The sequence below is a fragment of the Brevibacterium aurantiacum genome (assembly GCF_900169065.1).
GTDB classification, from domain to species: domain Bacteria; phylum Actinomycetota; class Actinomycetes; order Actinomycetales; family Brevibacteriaceae; genus Brevibacterium; species Brevibacterium aurantiacum.
This window is the reverse complement of sequence record NZ_FXZB01000023.1, coordinates 1-19,393: the sequence shown is the minus strand read 5'-3', so window position 1 is coordinate 19,393 and position 19,393 is coordinate 1. Positions and strand designations below refer to the sequence as shown.

At 59.4% G+C, this 19,393-nt stretch carries 18 protein-coding genes and 1 tRNA gene; 7 read left to right on the top strand and 12 right to left on the bottom strand.

Translation table 11 applies throughout. The features are described 5' to 3' along the window. Positions 1 to 18: 18 nt before the first annotated feature. Entirely contained in the window at positions 19 to 1,200 is a 1,182-nt protein-coding gene (locus tag BAUR9175_RS15185; protein ID WP_101584311.1) for a molybdopterin molybdotransferase MoeA, read from the bottom strand. 87 nt (positions 1,201 to 1,287) lie between these two features. Here BAUR9175_RS15185 and BAUR9175_RS15180 point away from each other — a divergent pair, with 87 nt between their 5' ends. Continuing rightward, on the top strand, positions 1,288 to 2,136 hold the full coding sequence (locus tag BAUR9175_RS15180; RefSeq protein ID WP_257944345.1) for a CPBP family intramembrane glutamic endopeptidase: 849 nt from the start codon (positions 1,288 to 1,290) through the stop codon (positions 2,134 to 2,136). A 77-nt stretch (positions 2,137 to 2,213) separates the two neighbouring features. Here BAUR9175_RS15180 and BAUR9175_RS15175 read toward each other — a convergent pair whose 3' ends face one another. After that, on the bottom strand, positions 2,214 to 3,683 hold the full coding sequence (locus tag BAUR9175_RS15175) for a peptide MFS transporter (protein ID WP_096145514.1): 1,470 nt from the start codon (positions 3,681 to 3,683) through the stop codon (positions 2,214 to 2,216). A 142-nt stretch (positions 3,684 to 3,825) separates the two neighbouring features. Next, complete coding sequence (locus BAUR9175_RS15170; protein WP_096145513.1) at positions 3,826 to 5,088, bottom strand: MFS transporter; 1,263 nt, start codon at positions 5,086 to 5,088, stop codon at positions 3,826 to 3,828. 317 nt (positions 5,089 to 5,405) lie between these two features. Here BAUR9175_RS15170 and BAUR9175_RS15165 point away from each other — a divergent pair, with 317 nt between their 5' ends. Both BAUR9175_RS15165 and BAUR9175_RS15160 read left to right on the top strand, forming a co-directional pair. Beyond that, positions 5,406 to 5,819, top strand: a complete 414-nt coding sequence (locus BAUR9175_RS15165) for a phage holin family protein (RefSeq protein ID WP_096145512.1) — start codon at positions 5,406 to 5,408, stop codon at positions 5,817 to 5,819. Between the two features lie 110 nt (positions 5,820 to 5,929). Then, on the top strand, positions 5,930 to 6,163 hold the full coding sequence (locus BAUR9175_RS15160) for a hypothetical protein (RefSeq protein WP_009882457.1): 234 nt from the start codon (positions 5,930 to 5,932) through the stop codon (positions 6,161 to 6,163). 106 nt (positions 6,164 to 6,269) lie between these two features. Here BAUR9175_RS15160 and BAUR9175_RS15155 read toward each other — a convergent pair whose 3' ends face one another. Both BAUR9175_RS15155 and BAUR9175_RS15150 read right to left on the bottom strand, forming a co-directional pair. Further along, positions 6,270 to 7,139 carry an alpha/beta fold hydrolase gene (locus tag BAUR9175_RS15155; protein ID WP_009882458.1) on the bottom strand — a complete coding sequence of 290 codons (870 nt, stop codon included), beginning with the start codon at positions 7,137 to 7,139 and terminating at the stop codon, positions 6,270 to 6,272. After that, complete coding sequence (locus BAUR9175_RS15150) at positions 7,136 to 8,035, bottom strand: universal stress protein (protein ID WP_069600095.1); 900 nt, start codon at positions 8,033 to 8,035, stop codon at positions 7,136 to 7,138. The genes BAUR9175_RS15155 and BAUR9175_RS15150 overlap by 4 nt, the downstream gene beginning before the upstream one ends. An 850-nt stretch (positions 8,036 to 8,885) precedes the next feature. On the opposite strand from BAUR9175_RS15150, the gene BAUR9175_RS19205 reads away from it, so the two are divergent. Together BAUR9175_RS19205 and BAUR9175_RS15145 are read left to right on the top strand one after the other, a co-directional pair. Beyond that, on the top strand, positions 8,886 to 9,113 hold the full coding sequence (locus BAUR9175_RS19205) for a hypothetical protein (protein WP_125178134.1): 228 nt from the start codon (positions 8,886 to 8,888) through the stop codon (positions 9,111 to 9,113). Positions 9,114 to 9,270: 157 nt separating this feature from the next. Beyond that, positions 9,271 to 9,343 (top strand) — tRNA-Ala (locus BAUR9175_RS15145). Positions 9,344 to 9,779: 436 nt separating this feature from the next. Here the strand turns inward: BAUR9175_RS15145 and BAUR9175_RS15140 are convergent. The 3 genes from BAUR9175_RS15140 to BAUR9175_RS15130 form a co-directional block, all read right to left on the bottom strand. After that, the gene (locus BAUR9175_RS15140) at positions 9,780 to 10,385 is read right to left on the bottom strand and encodes a hypothetical protein (protein ID WP_101584306.1); all 606 of its coding nucleotides are present in this window, start codon (positions 10,383 to 10,385) and stop codon (positions 9,780 to 9,782) included. A gap of 61 nt (positions 10,386 to 10,446) precedes the next feature. Then, positions 10,447 to 11,636, bottom strand: a protein-coding gene (locus BAUR9175_RS15135) for an IS3 family transposase (RefSeq protein ID WP_101584292.1) whose coding sequence is annotated in 2 segments (ribosomal slippage) — positions 10,447 to 11,349 and positions 11,352 to 11,636 — 1,188 coding nt in all. Because the reading frame shifts where the segments join, the coding sequence is not laid out codon by codon here. A gap of 696 nt (positions 11,637 to 12,332) precedes the next feature. Next, positions 12,333 to 13,526 carry a hypothetical protein gene (locus tag BAUR9175_RS15130; RefSeq protein WP_096147181.1) on the bottom strand — a complete coding sequence of 398 codons (1,194 nt, stop codon included), beginning with the start codon at positions 13,524 to 13,526 and terminating at the stop codon, positions 12,333 to 12,335. Between the two features lie 549 nt (positions 13,527 to 14,075). Between BAUR9175_RS15130 and BAUR9175_RS15125 the strand changes: the two genes are divergently transcribed. Continuing rightward, entirely contained in the window at positions 14,076 to 14,657 is a 582-nt protein-coding gene (locus BAUR9175_RS15125) for a recombinase family protein (RefSeq protein WP_009884202.1), read from the top strand. A gap of 339 nt (positions 14,658 to 14,996) precedes the next feature. Here BAUR9175_RS15125 and BAUR9175_RS19200 read toward each other — a convergent pair whose 3' ends face one another. Both BAUR9175_RS19200 and BAUR9175_RS19960 read right to left on the bottom strand, forming a co-directional pair. Further along, positions 14,997 to 15,320, bottom strand: a complete 324-nt coding sequence (locus tag BAUR9175_RS19200; RefSeq protein ID WP_141322640.1) for a hypothetical protein — start codon at positions 15,318 to 15,320, stop codon at positions 14,997 to 14,999. A gap of 56 nt (positions 15,321 to 15,376) precedes the next feature. Beyond that, positions 15,377 to 15,616 carry a DUF6968 family protein gene (locus BAUR9175_RS19960; protein ID WP_371860658.1) on the bottom strand — a complete coding sequence of 80 codons (240 nt, stop codon included), beginning with the start codon at positions 15,614 to 15,616 and terminating at the stop codon, positions 15,377 to 15,379. A 500-nt stretch (positions 15,617 to 16,116) separates the two neighbouring features. Here BAUR9175_RS19960 and BAUR9175_RS15120 point away from each other — a divergent pair, with 500 nt between their 5' ends. Next, positions 16,117 to 17,703, top strand: a complete 1,587-nt coding sequence (locus BAUR9175_RS15120) for an IS1634 family transposase (protein ID WP_164513812.1) — start codon at positions 16,117 to 16,119, stop codon at positions 17,701 to 17,703. A 237-nt stretch (positions 17,704 to 17,940) separates the two neighbouring features. Here the strand turns inward: BAUR9175_RS15120 and BAUR9175_RS15115 are convergent, their stop codons facing one another. Further along, positions 17,941 to 18,687, bottom strand: coding sequence for an ATP-binding protein (locus BAUR9175_RS15115; RefSeq protein ID WP_009884450.1), 747 nt, complete (start codon positions 18,685 to 18,687; stop codon positions 17,941 to 17,943). Next, positions 18,684 to 19,256 carry a Mu transposase domain-containing protein gene (locus BAUR9175_RS15110; protein ID WP_373270370.1) on the bottom strand — a complete coding sequence of 191 codons (573 nt, stop codon included), beginning with the start codon at positions 19,254 to 19,256 and terminating at the stop codon, positions 18,684 to 18,686. The genes BAUR9175_RS15115 and BAUR9175_RS15110 overlap by 4 nt, the downstream gene beginning before the upstream one ends. Between the last annotated feature and the right edge of the window lie 137 nt (positions 19,257 to 19,393).

The window sequence follows — 19,393 nt, the reverse complement described above, 5'->3', positions numbered from 1 at the left end:
ATCCCAGTCTAGTTTGCTTCAGCAGTCAAGGACCCTGATGACCTCACCGTGGCGAATGATCCCGGGCGCTCGAGGGACCCGGATGATGACCTCGGCCCCGGCGAAGTCTCGCAGTCGTGACCGGTCGAACGCTGCGATCTCTCCCCCAGCGGTGAAACGACCCGGCACCAGGCTGACCGCTGTGCTGTGGCCCGTGATTTCGGGACCGGTGTACACGGCCTTCCTCCACCTCGATGCGAGGGGCCGCGCAGCGATGACCGAACGTGCAAAGAGGTGGAAGGACAGAAAGGCCCCTGTCGGTGTGCCCGGGAAATGCAGCAGCGGTACGCCGGCGATGCGTCCGTGCCCCTGCGGCCCACCCGGTCGCATCGACAGACGCAGGAACGTCGAATGGTCATCGCCCAGTTCCTGCCTGACGACCTCGAAGGCACCGGCGCTGATTCCGCCGGTGGTGATGATCAGGTCAACGCTGTCGCGCAGTTCGTCGACGATCTGTCGAAAGACTGCTGGGTCGTCACCGCAGCTGCGTTCGACGGGGATCGCGCCGGCAGCGGCGATCGCGGAACTGAGCATGGGCAGGTTCGAGTTGTGGATGAATGGCTGCGACGAGGTGGCGGAATCGGTGACCAGCTCATCTCCGGTGACGATGAGACCGATGTTCAGCGGCCGGCGCACGCGGATGGTCTCGCGTCCCATCATCGCCAGCGTGCCCACACCGGCGGAGTTGATCACCTCACCGGCGGTGATGACGGTATCTCCGCTCCCGGCGTCCTCCCCCACTGCTCTGATGTTCCAGCCTGGTCGCGCGCCCTTGGGCCAGGAGGAGATGCGGATTCGGTCCGGGGCCGGCCCCGTGCGTTCGGCATCGGTGTACTCGACGGGAACGACCACCTCGGCGGTGGCGGGCACCTGGGCCCCGGTCATCACCCGCACGGCGGTCCCCGGTGTGATGTCCACGGGCCTGGCACCGGCGGGGATGTCACCGCGCACATCCACCTCGGCGCCGGTTCTGGCACTGGTCAGAGCCGTCTCGTCGAGTGCAAAGCCGTCCATCGCCGAGGTGGCGAAGCCGGGAATGGGGGAATCGGCGATCACGTCTTCCGCGGCGATTCTGCCATGGCCTGACATGGTGGGAATCGTCTCTTCGGTGCGCTGGGGAGCCGAAGCGAGGATGAGTCGGCAGTATTCCTCTGGTTCCACGGGTGTCCTTTCGTCTGTTGGGAATCCTACGAGGAGTTGCCGCTTCGGGCACTCGCGTTCGGACAGTGGTGACTTAGAGTGGCAGGCGTGGACACTCAAACACGATTCGACACTGATTCTCGCCGATTCGACCTCGTTTCCTGGCCAGGCTTGGCCGCGACGCTGTTGGCACTGTCCGCTTTCGTCCTGTTCGGACTGGGAACCACGTTTCCTGAGGTGAGAGCCTTCGGGTATGTACCGATGGTAGCCTCCCTCATCGTCGCCTGGAGCGCCGACCGGGAATTCGCACGCGACCTCAGCGTCATCGCCGGCTGCCTGGGTCTGATCTCCTCGATCTCGGTGGCCGCCGATATCTCGTGGTCCAATATCGCTCGCATGGGGGTCGTGCTCTCTGCCGTAGTGATCGGGCCCTGGCTGATCACCCGCTACGGATTCAAGGACCGCACCATCGTCTTCCCGCTGCGTCGGGGGCAGCGATGGTCGCGTCTGGAGTGGGCGTGGCTGCTGTTCGTGATCGTCGTCGCCTGGCTCGTCCTCCCCCAGTACTTCATGCGCACTGGGGTCTATCTCAACTGGCCGCCGGTGACGCAGTGGGATGAGATCGTCCGTCTCTTCTTCGGCGTCAACGCCGTCGGCATCTGGGATGAGCTGTTCTTCATCTGCACGGTCTTCGCTCTGCTGCGCAAGCACTTCGCCTTCTGGACCGCGAACGTATTCACCACCGTCATCTTCGTGTCCTTCCTCTGGGAGCTGGGCTATCGGTCGATCGGACCGGTGCTGACGATTCCGTTCGCACTCGTCCAGGCCTATATCTTCACCCGGACGAAGTCGCTGCCATACACCGTGACGGTCCACCTCCTCTTCGACGCGCTCGTCTTCCTCACGATCGTCCATGCCCACCATCCCGACGCGCTGCCCATCTTCATCGGAGTATGAGAAAACTCCCCCGCTCACACTGTGTGAGCGAGGGAGTTCGCTGCAGCTCGAAGGAGCCACGATGGGACTGCTAAGGGTCAGCGGATGCCGCGCAGAGCCTTGAGCATCGGCTTCGTCAGGGTCAGAGCCAGCAGACCGAGAACGATCGACGCCGCGCCGATAGATGTCCAATACGGTGTCTGATTGTCGGCCGAGTAGTAGCCGCCCAGCACACCGGACAGAGCCGTTCCCACGCCCGAGGCGAGGAAGAAGACGGCGATCATCTGTGACTGGAACACCTTCGGGGCAACCTTCGAGGAGAAGGACAGACCGATGGGTGAGATGAGCAGTTCTGCGAAGACGAAGAGCAGCAGGATGAATGCTACCCACAGCAGCGGTGTCTCATGCTCGCCGGCATTCGCATACGGCAGGAACAGCAGGAATGCGATGCCGATGAGGATGAGCGAGAGCCCTGCCTTGACCGGAGTCGAGATCTGACGTGCGCCCAGCTTGAACCAGATCGCCGAGAACACCGGAGCGAAGGCGATGACGAAGATCGGCGGGATGAGTTGGAGCCAGTTGATCGGCATCTCCCAGCCGAAGATCTCACGGTTCATCTGCGTGTCGGAATAGGCAGTGAGCGTTCCGAAGATCTGCTGGTAGAGGGACCAGAAGACAACGCAGGTGATGAAGAAGGGAATGAATGCGAGCACCCGTGAACGCTCATCGGCATTCGTCTGCGGGCTGACACCCATGACGATGAAGTAGCAGGCCGCTGCACCGGCTGAGATTCCCGCAATCCACCAGTCGAGATTGTCGGGGTTGACGACACCGGAGAACCAGAGAATCACGATGAGGATGACTGCGACGACGATGGCCGCCAGGAAGAGGTAGAGCTTCGAGGTCGCCAGCGGGTTGACCGCACCCCGCGATTCGTCGGGCAGGTTCTTACGACCTGTCGCATAGATGATCAGACCCAGAGCCATACCGATTGCTGCGGCGCCGAAGCCGAAGTGGAATCCGATCTCCTTCTGCAGAAGGCCGGTGATCAGCGGTCCCAGGAGGGCCCCGATGTTGACGCCCATGTAGAAGAGGGTGAATCCGGCATCCCTGCGCGGGTCCTTCTCGGTATAGAGCTCACCGACGAGAGCGGAGGCGTTGGCCTTGAGACCACCGGATCCGAGTGCAACGAGGATGAGACCGGAGGCGACGCCGCCGAATCCGGGGATGAGCGCCAGGCAGATGTGGCCGACCATGATGATGATCGCCGAGTAGAAGAGGATTCGCTCCGCACCGAGGATCCGGTCGGCAACCCATGCACCGAGGATCGTCGCCAGGAACACGGCGCCGCCGTAGGCGCCGACGATTCCGATGGCGGTTGGCTGCGGCATTCCCAGTCCGCCCTCGGAGACCTGGAAGTACAGGTAGAGGGCGAGGATGCCGTTCATGCCGTAGTAGGAGAACCGTTCCCACAGTTCGAGGCTGAACAGCTGCATGAGCGGAAGCGGGTGCCCGAAGAATCGGGTATCGTTCCGCGCGGCCTCAGTGGTTGAGGTGCTTGATGACATATCGTGCTTTCCGTTGTGGCGTGCAAACGCGCACTGTCGTTCTGGTGCGCGATTCACTGTGAACAACCGGCAATGCTACTCCCGGATATTGCTCAGGTCACACGCTCCCAATGCTGGGACACGCTGTCCCAATAAGCGGAAACTACGAGTGAACCAGGTCTCTTTTTCGGGCTTTTCTGCCGCAGAGGAGGTTGAGCAGGCCCGCGACGAGCACAAGTGCGGAAGCCGCCATCGGGACAGCCATTGCGGCCGAGGTTCCGGCCTCCTCGGCGAGGATTCCGTTGACTGCCGATGCCACCGACTGACCGACGATGATCGCGGACCCGGCCATCGACATGACCGTGGCAGAACGACCGAGCGGACTGCGTTCGGCGGCGAGGCTGAACAATGTCACCAGCGTCGGCCCGACCGCGCAGCCCATGAGCAGAAGCGCGATGACCACGGTGACCATCGAGGTCGAGGACGCCATGATCACGGAGCCGATGAGCATCAGCGGTGCAAAGGACAGCAGCCTGGCCCAGAGGGCGTAACGTGGTGAGAACAGCGCGACGGTGATGGCCAGAATCGCTGAGCCGATGCCCATGACGCCGTAGACGATTCCCGCTTCCTCGGGACGTCCGAGATCGTTCGTCAGCGAGGTCAGCGCCGTCAGCGTTGACCCGAAGACGAGTCCGATGCCGAAGACGCCGAGGACGACGACGAACACGCCGAAGGTGAACAGTTCCTTCGCCGGTGCCTGGGCACGAGGCTGTGTCGACGTGCTCACGTGCGCACGGCCTGTGGGGTGGATGGCGAATGAGGTCACGAAGACCAAGGTCATGATCACCGCGCCGATGATCGGCGCCACCGGGTGGAGGGTCGTGGCGAGGAGACCGACGATGAAGGGACCGAAGACGAAGACGAACTCATCGGCGGCCGACTCGTAGGCCATCGTCGAGTTGAGCGTCTTCTGCTGTCTGGGGCCCGCGAGCTTGGACATGATGATCTCGACGAGACGCGAGCGTGACATCGGGGCGACCTGCGGGGCGGTGGCACCGATGGCGAAGGCGGCGATGAGCACCACGGAATCGGGCAGGGGGCTGAAGACCACCCAGGCCATGAAGATCAGTGCGATGCTGTTGAGCAGGCCGATGGTCAACAGCACGCGGCGCTGGCCCCAGCGGTCGGCGGCGGCCCCGATGAAGGAGCCGAAGATCGCCGTTCCCAGTCCGACCATGGCGGAGTTGATTCCGCCGAGGCTCAGCGAGTCTCGGCCGGCGACGACAAGGGTGAGGACACCGATGACGACCATGGCGTAGGGCAGGCGGGCCACGAAGGCGATCGGAAAGTAGCTGGGGCCCACGATCTTGAGCAGCTTCGGTGCTGCCGTCTCGTCAGGTCTGATGCGGGTTTCATTGCTGGGCATATCAATCCAGTTTCTCCCCCATCATGGTGATGGGGATCGGTGCCGCCGTGGTGACCTGGATCAAATCACTCGGTAGATGCACGCTGCTGTCACTGTCAGCGCTCAATAGGCGCTCCTCCCAGGCTACCGGGATCGGACCGCGTGCACGAGGGTCCATAGGCACTTAGTCACTTGAGCTTGCTCACCATCGGCATCACACGGTGTGCAATCCTGTCGCCCCCACGCCTCGGCGAAGACCAGGAGACAGGCCGCCGGCACGGACCTCATTCTCACCCGTGACTCAGAAAGAATGCAGACGAGAATGCGACGATATCTCTATGAATTTCCTCTTGAGAGTTGTCGTCAACACATGTGCGATCTGGGTTGCGGCTTGGATTCTGCCTGGCGTCGCCATCGAAGGAAACCAGGTTGTCGAAGACCAGACCGGCACGATCGCCGCCACGATCATCTCCTACCTCGTCGTCGGGTTGATCTTCGGTTTGGCGAATGCGTTCATCAAACCCATCCTCAGCTTTGTCTCGGCACCGATCACGTGTCTGACCTTGGGTCTGTTCTCGATCGTCATCAATGCGGTCATCTTGGCTCTGACCAGTTGGCTCAGCGGCTTCACCCCATTCGAGTTCACCATCGACTCCTTCTTCCCCTCGGCCATCATCGCCGCAGTCATCGTCTCGATCGTCTCCGCTCTGCTGGGTTGGCTGGTCCCGGAGCGAAGCACCGAACGCGACTGACGGATAATCGCCGCGACTTCGGCGACTGCCAGCTCCGGAATCTTCTCTACGACATGTAGACTTACGTGCAGTGTGTGTGAGCCTGCACCCAATGACCGTCGGAGGAGAATATGTCCAATATCGCCACAACGAAGAGAACTCGGAACTCAGCATCGTTCGCTGACGTTATTGTCTTCATCGTTTCGTTCGCCCTCTTCATCTTCGGGCTGTATCTCTTCGGCGCAGGATTCTTCGGAGCACCTGGCACCGAGTTCTGGCTCTTCTGGGCTGGACTGCTCGCCTCCTGCCTCGCCTTCCTCGTACCCATCGTCTACCACTGGGTCAGCGACCGCCCCCAGATCTGACGGCACGAGCAAAAGGGCCGATGCGTTGATTCGCATCGGCCCTTTTCTCTGCCATTTCTCAATGCGCTGCCGTTGTCGGGCTCATCGTCGAGGCTCGGTGACAGGTTCAGTCCCGACCGCGACAGAAATCCATGATCGCCGAGGCGGCTGCATCCGGTCGTTCGTAGTGCACCAGGTGCCCGACCCCGGAGAGTTCGACGAACTTGGCATCGGCCAGGTCTGAGACGAAGCGGCGAGTCGCCGCGATCGGTGCGATGGCATCCTTGTCCCCGGCGATGACGAGCATGGGCATCGACAGCTGCCCGGCCACCTCGGTGACGGTGTGAGCGACCGAGACGTCGAAGGCCTCTGCCAGCGAGGTCCGATCGCTGAAGGTGGAGAAGTGACGAGCATGCTGATCATGGATATAGCGTCGCAGCCCGCGGTCTCGTGTCGTGGCCATGACCTCGCTCATCGCACGCACGATCACAGGGTTGGCCAGCAGCTGGTGCCCGATCGTCTCCGGCAGCCGAGCACCGAGACCGTAGTACAGACGGGTCAGGGCAGTCAGCACCTTGGCCGAACCCTCGAGAGCGGGCGTGGTGATCGGATTGATGAGGATGAGCTCAGGCGCCGTGGACGGTTGGCGAGCGGCCATGTGCGCGACAAGGATGGAGCCGAAGGAATGCCCGAGAACGATCGGGGCAGCCTGCCACCGCCGAGTCACCTCGGCGACGAGGCCAGCCAGGTGATCGCAGTAGGCATCGAGGCTCAGACCGGACGCCAGCGGAGGCGTGAGCCCGAAACCGGGCAGGTCACCGACGATGACATCACGGTCTCGGATGGCGCCTGCGATGAGGTCCATTCCGTGGTGGTCGCCGCGGAAGCCGTGGACCATGAGCACAGGACGGGCGCTTGAGCCTGAGGAGTGCACCCATGCTGCGGTCGGGTGACCGTCGACGGTGAAGTTCGTGCGCGTCGGAGCTGAGGGACTCACGGCGGAGTGATAGCGCTGACGGCTCTGCGGGGCACGACGACCACGGGGACTGGCAGAACACGCAGCAGTCGGCGGGCTCGTGCGCCGATGAAGACGCGCCCGCCTCGCCCGAGCCGACTCGATCCGATGAATGCGATTTCGCCCGGTTGGAAGTCGACGTGGGCGGCGGCGTCTTCGATGTCGGCTCCGGCCTGTGATTTGACCACGGCTCGGCCCGATTCGAACATCTTCGCGGCACGTGCAGCCAGCACCGCTCCCCCGTATTCTTCGGCGAATTCCTGAATCTCCGCGGTGTCGTCCTCGCCGAGACCATCGTTTTCGATCAGAGACAGGAGACGGAGATCTACGTCGAGGGCATCGGCGGACTGCACGGCCGCACCGATGAGCGCCGCAGCGCCTGGTCGGGCGCCGAAGAGGGTTGTGATGCGTGAGATCGGGCCGATGTCCGAGTTGCCGGCTGGCGCCAAGACGACAGGGACCTCGGACGAGTGCAGCAGTGAGGTCGCGACAGTCCCGATGCGGAACGAGCGCATCAATGTGGTGGCTCGCGCACCGATGACGATGGCCAGTGCACCTTCGGCCTCAGCAACCTCCATCAGCCCTTTGGACTCGTTCGACGAGGTGTGGATGACGCCTCGAGCCGTGACATCGTCCGGCACCAGTGCGAGAGCTTCGTCGAGCCAGTCCTCGAGCTGCTGTGAGACGATCCCGGACCCATCCTGCGGAATGGAGTTGCCGGCGGTGAAGGTCGAGGCTTCCGGACGGACAATCGTGATGATGAGTTCGGTGCCGGCCGATCGTGCCATGGAGATCGCCAGAGCGATGGCGTCACGTCCGCGGTCGGTGGCGATGTATCCGACGACCAGTCGTCGAGCAGTAGCAGGTGCCTGTGACATTGTCTTCTCCCAGTAAGTCGCGAGTCTGAGAAGATTCTACGTCGCTGCCTGGGGATTCCTCGACTGCGCACCCCGAGTCTGGAAACACTGGGCTGGAGATCAGATCTCCCCTCCCCATAATCCGCGATTAGGCCACCGTGCTCATTAGTCGCAGAAGTTTCACAAAAAGAATGCCCAGAAACCACACAGAGTTCTTCATTTGTGATAAATTCGAGATTGCAATTACGGATTCGCACAAACCCCACAATTGCAACCATTCATTCTGAGCGCTGACGCCGCTCAAACGAGATCCAAGACCAAGAAAGGAGCGCAGGAGAATGTTGAAACTCATCGCATTTCCCAACCCCCAGCATCGCTGGATCGGAATCACTGCCTGCTTGACTGGCGGACAAGGACTCGTCGGCTGAATCCAGCCGCATCTCTCGTCTTTCTCCACCGGTCACGTGAACACCGGTACGTTTCTCCCGCAGGGTCGTCCTGCCTCCACGCCGCACTGACGCCACCGTTGGCGCTAATCCGCAGCATCGAGGCATGAGCCGAGCTCGCGTAGGACACTGGAGTTCTACAGGTACGTGCTTTCACGAACCTCACCGACCCTTTGGGCTCTGGACCCATTTCACTGATCACATCTGCCGACGGCAGTCGCCGTGACATCGCCGGAAACTTACTCGCGCCACAGGCGTGCCTCGGGCGAGTTTTCATCGACTGTGTTCGGCAACAGCAACGGATCCAGATTCCGGACGTCGCTTTCACTCGGTTCATTGAGTTGTTCTGCAGCTCTTTGATATCGGACATTTTCCCTAACTCTCATTTGGGCATTTCCCCTGCCCGAAAACATTAAGGAATCGTTTTGTCTACGGCATTTCCATTCACATATCCACGGCGTATTGCGCTGAGTGCTGGGCTCAAGCTGATCCAATGGGCCCGCCGTCCACCAGAGACCACCAAGGATCACGATCGGATCGCGTTGGAGCGTCGCAACGCGCGGTTCCGCAGGCTCGCTCGAGATGAGCGGCTGCAGGAGCAGCGCGAACGTGAAGTCACGAGATACCTCTATCTGGTGCGCCCGATGATCTGATGATCGCTGACAGATGACCGGGGCCGGGATCACATCCGACCCCGGTCATCGTCAGAGACCACGCGCTTGGCGATGCTCACTAGAGTCAATGTGGTCAGCGTCACTGTCGCCCGATTTGTCGTCGTGGGTGCACCTGAGTAATATTGATCGAGCAAGCGGGGGTATGGCGCAGTTGGTAGCGCGTCTCCATGGCATGGAGAAGGTCAGGGGTTCGAATCCCCTTACCTCCACCGCACGAAGGACCCGGTCTCATAAACATGAGGCCGGGTCCTTCTTCGTGTGCACCGGATCCTTCTTCGTGTGCGTGGGTCTGCGGATGATCTCTCCGCGACTGGTTGCTCCGAGGCTGTTCTCTCAGTGGCTGTGTGAGCTTCAGCGATAAATGGCGGTCTTATGACAACACTCAGTGGCGGGGCGAATCTCATTGACTGCGTGTTTGAGCTCCAGCCGCAAGGAGTCTCGCATGACATGGGTTTTAAGACAGGTAAGTTATGAGACAGGCTGAGGCTGCGAATCGCCCACTTTTGAGAACTAACAACGAGCCAAGTGATCCCGCTATGCAACGCGCACCATTTCGGACCGATGTCAATGGCCACGGCGTAACGAAAGTCCCGCCGCTCCGATGCTTCTGACAAGCGACGGAACCTTCATTTCGCTTTCGGATGACTACTCTCCTGCGTCCCTAAGGCTCTGAGCTTTGAGCGCCTCAAAGTCCGGATCCCCCATTCCGAGGGTGAGAGCACCGGAACCACTGTAGAACTCGGGGTTTTCATCGTCGCTTTTCGCCTTGGCCGACGTCATTTTCAAGACTTCAGGTTCGGTAACGACCGATGGCCACACTTGGATGAGTAAGTGGTCTCTTGCGGGAAGGTTGGGTTCGATCAGCTCGTCGGTTCCCGAATCATCTCGGCCACGCACATGAATGCGGACGCGATATTCTTGACCGCCTTCGAGCACTGCCGCGCCGGTGTCGTTCTCGTCGACTTCAACACTATCGCTGAAGATTCCAACCAGCGCCAACGGTTCGGAGTCAGTTGCTCGTGCACCCAGCTCGACAACGTCTTCCCATGCACCGGCTGATTCCCCTGGCGATTGATCAAGCAATTCGAAGCTTGCGCTAACCGGCCCATACATCGCTCCGGTATGGAGTGTAAGCGTTCCCTCGCCATCGGCTGAGACTGTCCCGCCCAGAACTGTCTCAGCAATGGAAGAAGCCACCAAAGGGATGAGGCGGAGCCGCCAGTTCTCAGTTTGAACTACCTGCGTGTACATGTCAGTCAACTGTCTCTCAAAGAATTTGGGACTGATGCAAAGAAGGGTGACAGCGTGAGTGTCATGCTGCGAGAGCAGCTGGCTCTATGATTGCTTCGTACTCCACTGGTGTCAATCGACCCAACCGGGCTTGTCGACGACGTCGGTGATATGTCCGCTCGATCCAGGTCACGATCGCGATTCTCAACTGATCCCTGGTGGCCCACCGGCGACGGTCGAGAACGTTCTTCTGCAACAGAGCGAAGAACGATTCCATCGCGGCGTTATCGCCAGCCGCGCCGACTCGTCCCATCGATCCGATGATGCCGTGGCGGTCCAGTGTGCGAGTGAATTTCTTCGATCTGAACTGTGAGCCTCTATCGCTATGCGTCACACATCCGGCCACGTCACCCCGCCTGGTCACAGCCATCTCGAGGGCATCGACAGCCAGCCGAGCCTTCATCCTCGAGCTGATCGAGTAGCCAACGATCCGCGCCGAGTAGGCGTCCTTGACCGCGCACAAGTACAGCTTGCCCTCATCGGTATGGTGCTCCGAGATGTCGGTCAGCCAGAGCTGATTCGGGGCATCGGCTCGGAACTCGTGTCTGGTCTTCCCATCGGCGTCGACAACCGCGCACAGATCGTCGTGGACGGGCGGGCCGGATTTCTTCCCGTTCTTAGCCCGGCCCTTGCCGAAGGCCGAGAACCAGGCATTGGTCGAGCACAACCGCCACGCGGTGCGCACCGCCATGGGCTGGCCACTCGCTTCGGCTTCGTCAGCGAGGTACCGGTATCCGAACTCCGGGTCATCACGGTGGGCATCAAAGAGGGCGTTGGCCCGATACGCCTCGGTGACGTCGGCTTCGGGAATCGGTGCTTCCAGCCACCGGTAGTAGGGCTGGCGGGAGAGCTTCAAAACCCGGCACGACACCGCAACGGGGATTCCGTCGGCGGCGAGCTCTCTCACGAGCGGGTAGAGCCTTTTGACGGCAGATTCGCCTGCGATAGATAAGCGGCGGCACGGCGTAGGACCTCGTTCTCCTGCTCCAGCAGGCGGGTCCGCCGACGCAGTTCTCGCAGTTCGGTTGATTCCTCGGTGGTGTTGCCGGGTTTGTTGCCGGCATCAATCTCGGCTTGGCGGACCCATTTGGTGATGGTGGCTTCGTGGACGCCGAAGTCCTTGGCGATCTGGGCAATTGTTGTGTTCTTGTCGCGGCCCATCACGACGCGGACGACGTCATCGCGGAATTCTTGTGGGTAGGGCTGTGGCATGGTGTCTATCCTTCCAGGCTTGCTTGTGTACAAGCCAGATTAGATGTCACCAAACCCTGCATCAGTCCCTTTGACACTTGTCATGTGTATTTTGATCCTTTACGTGGGGTGATGGCTTCGAAATTCTATAGTTCGATTACCTCGTTGACATCGCACGAACGAGGTAGATTCCCAACTTGATTCTGAAGCCATTCACACGTGCCTAGTGTTTGCTACGGCCGATTACTAGTGGGGTGCAGTGTCGGGGACAGCCCCCTGAACTCAGCAGCGTAGAGGACTGTCGCGTATCCCTAGGGTTTGTAGACAGATCTTGTTGAGGCTATTTGAAGAATCGAACTAAGCGATATCCAGCGACGCACAACGAAGCAAGGAGGCAACCGCTTGCAAGAATGAACAGGAAGAGAGCTGGGCCGAGCCAGTGGATTTCAACCTGGTCGAAAGTGGCGGTTGCACTATTGACTACCTGGTGGCATGCAGCCGCAGGAGGCAACGGGTTCATCGTGACACCATATGAAGCTACTTCAGTACCCGGTGGCGGTGTGGCGCAACCGCGCCCACCCGCAATCCCATTCAACATGTGAGTCTGAATGTAACCAGCGACGTATGAGCAGACAAGAAATGCAATTCCGATTCCAGCCAGCGGCCATGGGGAAAAGAGGTGCTTCCACCTTGCTGATTGATGTTCCAAGGCTTTGGTCATTTCAGTGCTTTCGGTCGTTTATCAGCGTACTCGTCCCACGAGAAGTGGGTCGGTGTCCGCCAGTTGCGGTTAGCATTCAGCAACAGCATGTCGGTTGATTTAGGCCCTCCGAGGCTGGCTGGCCAGTTTCGCGCTGGGTTGAGGCCAAGGCCCATGCATTTCGTTCCTGCGGGCTGGGGATTGCAGTTGTTCTGCACATACTTAGTCGCAGCCGATACGTGGCTCCATGAGTTCTTTCCCGGCTTGAGCCTCATGTCGACATACACGGTCTGGTGAGTTGTCGTCTTCCCGTTCTTAAACTTCATGTCGGGCATGGCCGCTGGTTTGCCGATGCCGAACCCGATTGCTCCTTTAGAGCACTCATCCGACGAGTGCTCTTTGTCGATGTATGTCTCCATTTTCTTCAGGGAGCTGTCTCCCGTACCGTCGTTGACGACCATGGTCATTGACGCGCCTTTAAGGCGAGCGTCGGCCCAAAACCGATCGTCTGTATCAGCAGGGCAAAATGGGCGGACCTTCTTGGATGACAGTTTCTTGTTGTGCTGGTAGAGCTGAGTTTCGGATCCCCACCAGAAGGGCGCTTTCTTGGCGTTGGATGAATTGAGCCAGCTCTCCATGACGATGAGTTGCCTTTTGCCTTTTACATTGTCCTTGGTTTGGAACCAAGTCACATTGGGGTGTGCTCGTGTGGAGGGCTTGTTGGGGTCGGCCGCTGCCTGGGCTTCTGCTTCGGCTGCTTCCTGAGTACCAATCTGTGCGTCTCGAACCTTGGCAAGATCAACATCTCCCGCGTCCTGTTCTTTCTCCTGTTCCGCGTCTTCGGCCACTGACTCGGTCAGATCTTTGTCAGGAGTGGTAGAGCGCGCATGGGGGCTTGAGTCTTGCTCTGGGATCTCGAAAGTGATCTCTGTAATCGCTGGGGTACCGCCGGGAGCTTGGTCCGCGAGATTTTCAAGTGCCAGGGATTCATTGGCTGAGAGTGAGAGGTCGGAGTCGTAAATATAGTGACCAATACCGTTGCCGATCATGAACTCGAAAGATTCGACGGTGGCCTGATGATCGGTAGCAGAGTCTTGAGCAATAGTCAAAGCACCGCCGAACGCTATAGGGTGGTCGAGATCAACAGTGACTTGAGAGCTGTCGTTGTTCGCGTTCTCTGTCGACGATGCCTGAGCGGGAGCAGAACTCATTACACCTGATGCAAGAACAAAAACATGCCAAAGGTGAGTGCCCTTCGGTAGGGCTTTGTGAGCCGATCGCTTGCTAGGGGTCTATCGGAGGGGATCAAACGAGAAGCCTTTCCAGAGGGGGAGGGGACGAATCTTAATGCTACCTGAGAGTTCGTCGGTGGTTGATATGGGCGGTCGCTGGGTTAAAATCTCGTCACCCCGCGGTACCTGATGGCGCCAGACAAAGTCGGTCGTCCTTGAGCCGGGAAGCAGGTTCGTGTGTGCAGGCGAGGTCTGAACTCTTTGCAGCCCACTTCTGAAACTGACATAGAAATCGCGGAAATCGGTTCACCGTGAAAGCGCAAAGCTACGACGCCGGTGAGACGTCTCGTATTCCTAGGGATACGCGACGTCTCATCAATACACCGATTCTGAGCTTTCGGGCCGAACTGAGTTCCGCGAATTCTCAGCTGTGTTGGCCAGGTGAGAAATTCTTATAACTATGTCTTGTAACCTGAGTGATGAATCGGTGTACTGACCGTTAGTTATGAGACACATTGGAGCACTCGTATGGCGAAACTCATTGGATACGCGCGCGTATCAACCCGCGATCAATCTACCGACCGACAACAAACCGACCTCCTCGCCGCCGGCGTTCGCCGCGATGACCTCTACGTCGACCACGGCGTCTCGGGCGCACGCGCTTCACGACCCGAGTTCAATCGAGCCCTCGACGCGCTCATTGACGGTGACACTCTCGTTATCACCACGCTCGACCGCTTAGGCCGCTCGACGCAGAATATGCTGACCTTCGCCGAAGAGCTCCGAGGCCGTGGTGCCGGTTTGCGGGTGCTCAACCTCGGCGGCGGAGATGTGGACACTGCGACGCCGATAGGATCGATGCTGTTTACGATCATGGCCGCTTTGGCACAGATGGAACACGAGATCAAACGCGAACGCATCACTGACTCCATCAAGAAACGCCGTGACGCCGGCCTTGATCTGGGCGGCCGACCCCGCCGTATCACCGATAGCCAGGTCCGCAACGCTATCCGTCTCATCGAAGGCGGTGAACCGGCTGCGCAAGCGGCGCGAGACCTCGGAATGTCCAGGGCAACTTTCTACCGACGGGCACGCTCGCTCGTCGAATAGCAGGAACACCCATTGTTCACAACGGCGTCCGTTCCCTGCGGATGACGGGGGTGCGCCCGGCTCTGCCATCACACTTCGACTGGGCCAGAGGGTCGAAAGTTCTGGCGGCTTGCCGATGACGGTACAAGGTTGCTCTCGACCAGCCGAGAAGACAGCTGCGCCTTCGGCAGTGCGCCCTTAAATATGGTCGCCTCTTTGCCAACTCTGGTGCTGCTGATCGCTCATCCTCGAAACTTACCAGGACACGCCGGGACCATATAGTGCCTGCACCGCCACTGTGCGATGGAAGGGTGCCGCCAATTATCGCCGAAGCTCACAGGCCCTATTTATGAAGAGTCATTAATCCGCACCCTTAAGGCAATCCGCATAAGCTCTCATTGCATTCGAATAACATTGCGCTCGGTCTTGTTTTGCAGTATTAGTATTCCCCGGAAAGCGCTTTTTGCAGCTATCGATATTGTAGTTATATTCGTTCTCGCAGGTTTCTTTCGCTGTCATCGGCTTGACGTCACCCGCTGCCGCAGCAGCCGTTCTAACCTCTGAGCAGATTAAATTGGAAGCGTTAGAGCTGGAAGAGGCACCTTGAGGCGATGCCGAACCCCCAGCGCCACCGAAAATCAGTAGGATGCTGGCTGCGGTGGAAATAATTGGCATGAAACTCATTATCTCTCCAAACTAAGTTGACGCTCGAATAATTAGCGGAGTCTTAAAGGGGTTGCTTAGCTAACAATAAGTTCAGGATCCATGTGCTTCATCTGAGCGCGAGCAATAGTGACAGCAGCTTCGATCGCCTGGAAGGGGTCAACGCCGTAAGCATTCATTGAAGTGTCAACCTCTGCTTTGGCGCATTGGATATTCACAGTGCAATAATAGTCACCATCATGCTGTTGCTGCGGGCGATCCATCGAAACACGAACTGAAGCGCCGTGAAGATGAGAATAAAATATATGAGTAAACACAACGCAACTTCCCTAAGTGTAACGAATAGAATATATTGAGACTATCCTTAGAGTGTATTACTCTAATCTATCAGCTATCAGCTATCAATGACAGTGTCGATGGATTGATTCGAGGAAATCTGCGTAAAAAGCGAGGGGCCATGCGGCGTCGCCCACACAACCGCCATCGCGGCCATCCTCCGGGTCGCCGCAGGCAACTTCTTCCTCGTGGACTGACTGCTCACTCAGATCTAGCGGGTGCAGACCGTGATCGACCTCGACGAGTTGTCACCCGAGGCTGTAGAGGCAGCTCGGCAGGCTCCCCCTCATCGGCCACTAGGTGCCGCGAAAAACGTGCCATTTACCGCTGCGACTCACATCGCTCAGGACAGCTCGCCGGTGGCCCTAAAACCTGAGTTCCACAACTGAGTGACGTTTTGGCGAGTTGTGTTGCGTTCGTCCTGGTCACAGACTCGTAAGGTCCGTTTGTGGGACACTAACCGGCTGTCTACGATAGGTTCATGTCGCCTCGCCTGCGGAAAGTCACCACCGGATCTGGAGCTACGGCCGTGCAGATCGTGCGTAAACACCGCGGGAAGGTCTCCGTTCTCGAACACCTCGGATCTGCTCATACACCAGCAGAACTGTCCGCGCTGCTGGCGGCTGGTGAAGACAAACTCGCCTCCTACGGTGCAGCCCAACAGCTCGAACTCGAACTGGGGTTGCCCACTGAAGATGCCACGCCCCCGCGAGCCAGAACTGTTGTGGGCTCACGCTCTTCCATGCTCATCGACGCGATCGCCGAGTCCTGGAAGCGACTGGGCTTCGGCGAGGTCGTCGATGATCAGGCGTTCTTCGACCTCGTGCTGGCGCGTCTGGTGGAACCGACGTCGAAGGCCGATAGTATCCGTGTCCTTGCCGAGCTCGGCATTGATCCGCCTCATCACAACACATTCCTCAACTGTTTAGCCCGAGCACGCGACCGCGATTACCGGGCGCAGATCGCTGGCAAGTGTTTCGACCACAGTGTCGCAACGACAGGGATCAGCCTCCTCCTTTATGACGTCACGACTTTATATTTCGAGGCTGAGAAGGAAGATAACCTGAGGCAGGTTGGGTATTCGAAGGAACGCCGTGTCGATCCTCAAATCGTTGTCGGCCTGCTGGTTGATCGGACCGGGTTCCCACTCGAGATCGGCTGCTATGAGGGGTCGAAAGCCGAGACTCACACGATCATTCCTGTCATCAAGGCGTTCCAGGACCGGCATGGTGTCACCGATATGGTCGTCGCCGCCGATGCCGGCATGCTGTCGGCAAAGAACCTTACCGAACTCGACAAGGCCGGGCTGCGATTCATCGTCGGGTCGAGGCAGACGAAAGCACCGCACGATCTGGCGACGCACTTTAGGTGGAACGGCGAGTGGGCTGCTGACGGGCAGGTCATCGACACCATCACCCCGAAAGGGGCCAAGCGGCTCGATCCGGAGAGGGTGAAGAAGAAGCGAGAGCCCGTCTGGTCGGCTGAAGCCTTCCCAGATGCGTGGCGGGTGGTGTGGCAGTACCGGCGCAAGCGAGCGATGCGCGATGAGCAGACTCTGAACCTGCAGAGGAACAAAGCACTGGAAATCATCGAGGGACAGAAGCCGGCGAAGAAGGCCCGGTTCGTCAAAGTCACAGACGAGGAGAAGGCCTTCGACGAGTCCTCGTACAAGCGGGCGATGAAGCTATCAGGCTATAAGGGATACGTCAGCAACATTCCCGCCGACGTCATGTCGGCAGTCGAGGTCATCAGTAGTTATCACGACCTGTGGCATGTGGAGCAGTCGTTTCGGATGTCGAAGACCGACCTCAAAGCCAGGCCGATCTTCCACCGCACCAGGGACGCTATCGAGGCTCACCTGACTGTCGTGTTCACGGCGTTGGCGGTAGCTAGGTTCATGCAGGACGAGACTGGGGTGTCGTTGAAGAAGATCATCACGTCCCTGCGGCCGTTGCGCGAGTTCACCGGGCGTGTGGGTGGCCAAGATATTACGTTCGATCCCGAGGTCACCGGGCCGGCGAGACTGATCGCGGCCGCGTTACTGCCGGGCCGTTTTCCGGGGCACTAAAATTGTGGAACTCAGGCGAAAAACGTGCCATTTACCGCTGCGACTCACATCGCTCAGGACAGCTCGCCGGTGGCCCTAAAACGTTCGTTATCTTGGGTCTTCTTGCGCGGAGAGCCTCTTGACTGAGTATTTGAAGCTTTGGGGGCCACCCGATCGTGCGGTTGGGGGCCACCGATATTGCCTGTGGGGGCCAGCAGCCGTGGACGTCGGGGCCACTGGCCGCCCATCAGCTCATCGTCACTGGTTCAAAGCAGCATGTTCTCGCATATTGTGACTGCCGGTCTCGACCCAGACCGTGTTGTGCACGATCCGGTCCATGATCGCATCCGCGTGGACTCCGGACCCGAGTCGTTGATGCCAGTCCTTCTTCGCATACTGGGTGCAGAACACCGTCGACGCACAGTCGTAGCGGCGTTCGAGCAGTTCCAACAGCATGCTGCGCATCGACTCATCAGGATGATCGAGCAACCATTCGTCTATCACGAGAACGCTGAACGCGGCGTACTTCTTCAAGAACTTCGTCGTGCCCATCGGTTTGTCCAACGCCTGCGCCCAAGCTTCTTCAAGATCAGGCATGCGAATATAGTGCGCACGGATCCGGTGCTGGCAGGCCCGTTTGGCCAAGGCGCACCCCAGGTACGATTTCCCGGAACCGGTGAACCCTTGGAAGACGACGTTCTGTCCCCGATCGATGAAGCTGCAGGTCCCCAGCTGGGCGATCACATTCTGATCCAGGCCGCGTTCATCGACCTTGTCGAGTTGACGCAGGTCGGCTGCCGGGTAGCGCAAGCCGGCCCTGCGGATGAGTCCCTCGATTTTGGCGTGATTGAATACCGAATGGGCTTCATCGACGACCAGTCGCAACCGTTCGTCGAAGCTCATTCCCATGGTCAGGTCCTCGTCTTGGGACTCGAGTGCCTCCAGCAGGGCCACCGCGCCCATTTCGCGCAGTTTGCGTTTAGTCTCTGTATCGATCGAGGTCACCGAGTGCCTCCTGCGTAGTAGGACGCACCGCGGACGTAGCCGCCGTGCTCGACAGGCTCGGTCCGGGCTGGTCTGGCCTGGTCCTGACCGGTGGCAAGGATCGGTTGCACATGCGCATACCGTGGCGACCGCACCGGCCCCGCCAGCGTAATCCGGCAAGCGGCTTCGACCCGCTCCGCTGAGTAGCGGCGGGAGAGTCTCAACACCGCCAACGCCGGGTTGAGTCCTTGCTCGTCGATGGCTACGGACTCGAAGATGCGATTGATGACGACCAGCGTCGACGCCCCGATCCTCTCGGCCCATTGGCGTATCCGGGCCGCGTCCCACGGATGGTATCTGTCCCCAGCAGGAAGGTCAGCATCATTCGTGCGATACTCATTGACCGCAGTCTCTGGCAGCAGCAGGTGAGTCGTGACTCGCTGGTCCCCGCGGTAGACTTCGAGGCTGCGGTCGGTGATGCGCAGATCGACTTTGGATCCGATGTGCTCAAACGGCACCGAGTAATAGTTGCGCGCCCAGCTGACATGCCCGTTCCTGGCCACACGCCGCCCATAGATCCACTGACTGATCTCGTAGGCCTGTCAAGCACCGGGTTTCGTAGAGGCTCCTTTTCTTGGTTTCCTAAGCAGCCGCGGGTTCAATCGCGGACTGGTTGATCCATTCCGAATGGACCTCGAACGGCGGGCGGTAGTCAATCGCTGAATGC

Coding starts and splice junctions, on each gene's coding strand:
- BAUR9175_RS15175 (WP_096145514.1), bottom strand. CDS start 3,683: ATGTCATCAAGCACCTCAACCACTGAGGCCGCGCGGAACGATACCCGA.
- BAUR9175_RS15170 (WP_096145513.1), bottom strand. CDS start 5,088: ATGCCCAGCAATGAAACCCGCATCAGACCTGACGAGACGGCAGCACCG.
- BAUR9175_RS15165 (WP_096145512.1), top strand. CDS start 5,406: ATGAATTTCCTCTTGAGAGTTGTCGTCAACACATGTGCGATCTGGGTT.
- BAUR9175_RS15160 (WP_009882457.1), top strand. CDS start 5,930: ATGTCCAATATCGCCACAACGAAGAGAACTCGGAACTCAGCATCGTTC.
- BAUR9175_RS15150 (WP_069600095.1), bottom strand. CDS start 8,035: ATGTCACAGGCACCTGCTACTGCTCGACGACTGGTCGTCGGATACATC.
- BAUR9175_RS15140 (WP_101584306.1), bottom strand. CDS start 10,385: ATGTACACGCAGGTAGTTCAAACTGAGAACTGGCGGCTCCGCCTCATC.
- BAUR9175_RS15130 (WP_096147181.1), bottom strand. CDS start 13,526: ATGAGTTCTGCTCCCGCTCAGGCATCGTCGACAGAGAACGCGAACAAC.
- BAUR9175_RS15125 (WP_009884202.1), top strand. CDS start 14,076: ATGGCGAAACTCATTGGATACGCGCGCGTATCAACCCGCGATCAATCT.
- BAUR9175_RS19200 (WP_141322640.1), bottom strand. CDS start 15,320: ATGAGTTTCATGCCAATTATTTCCACCGCAGCCAGCATCCTACTGATT.
- BAUR9175_RS15120 (WP_164513812.1), top strand. CDS start 16,117: ATGTCGCCTCGCCTGCGGAAAGTCACCACCGGATCTGGAGCTACGGCC.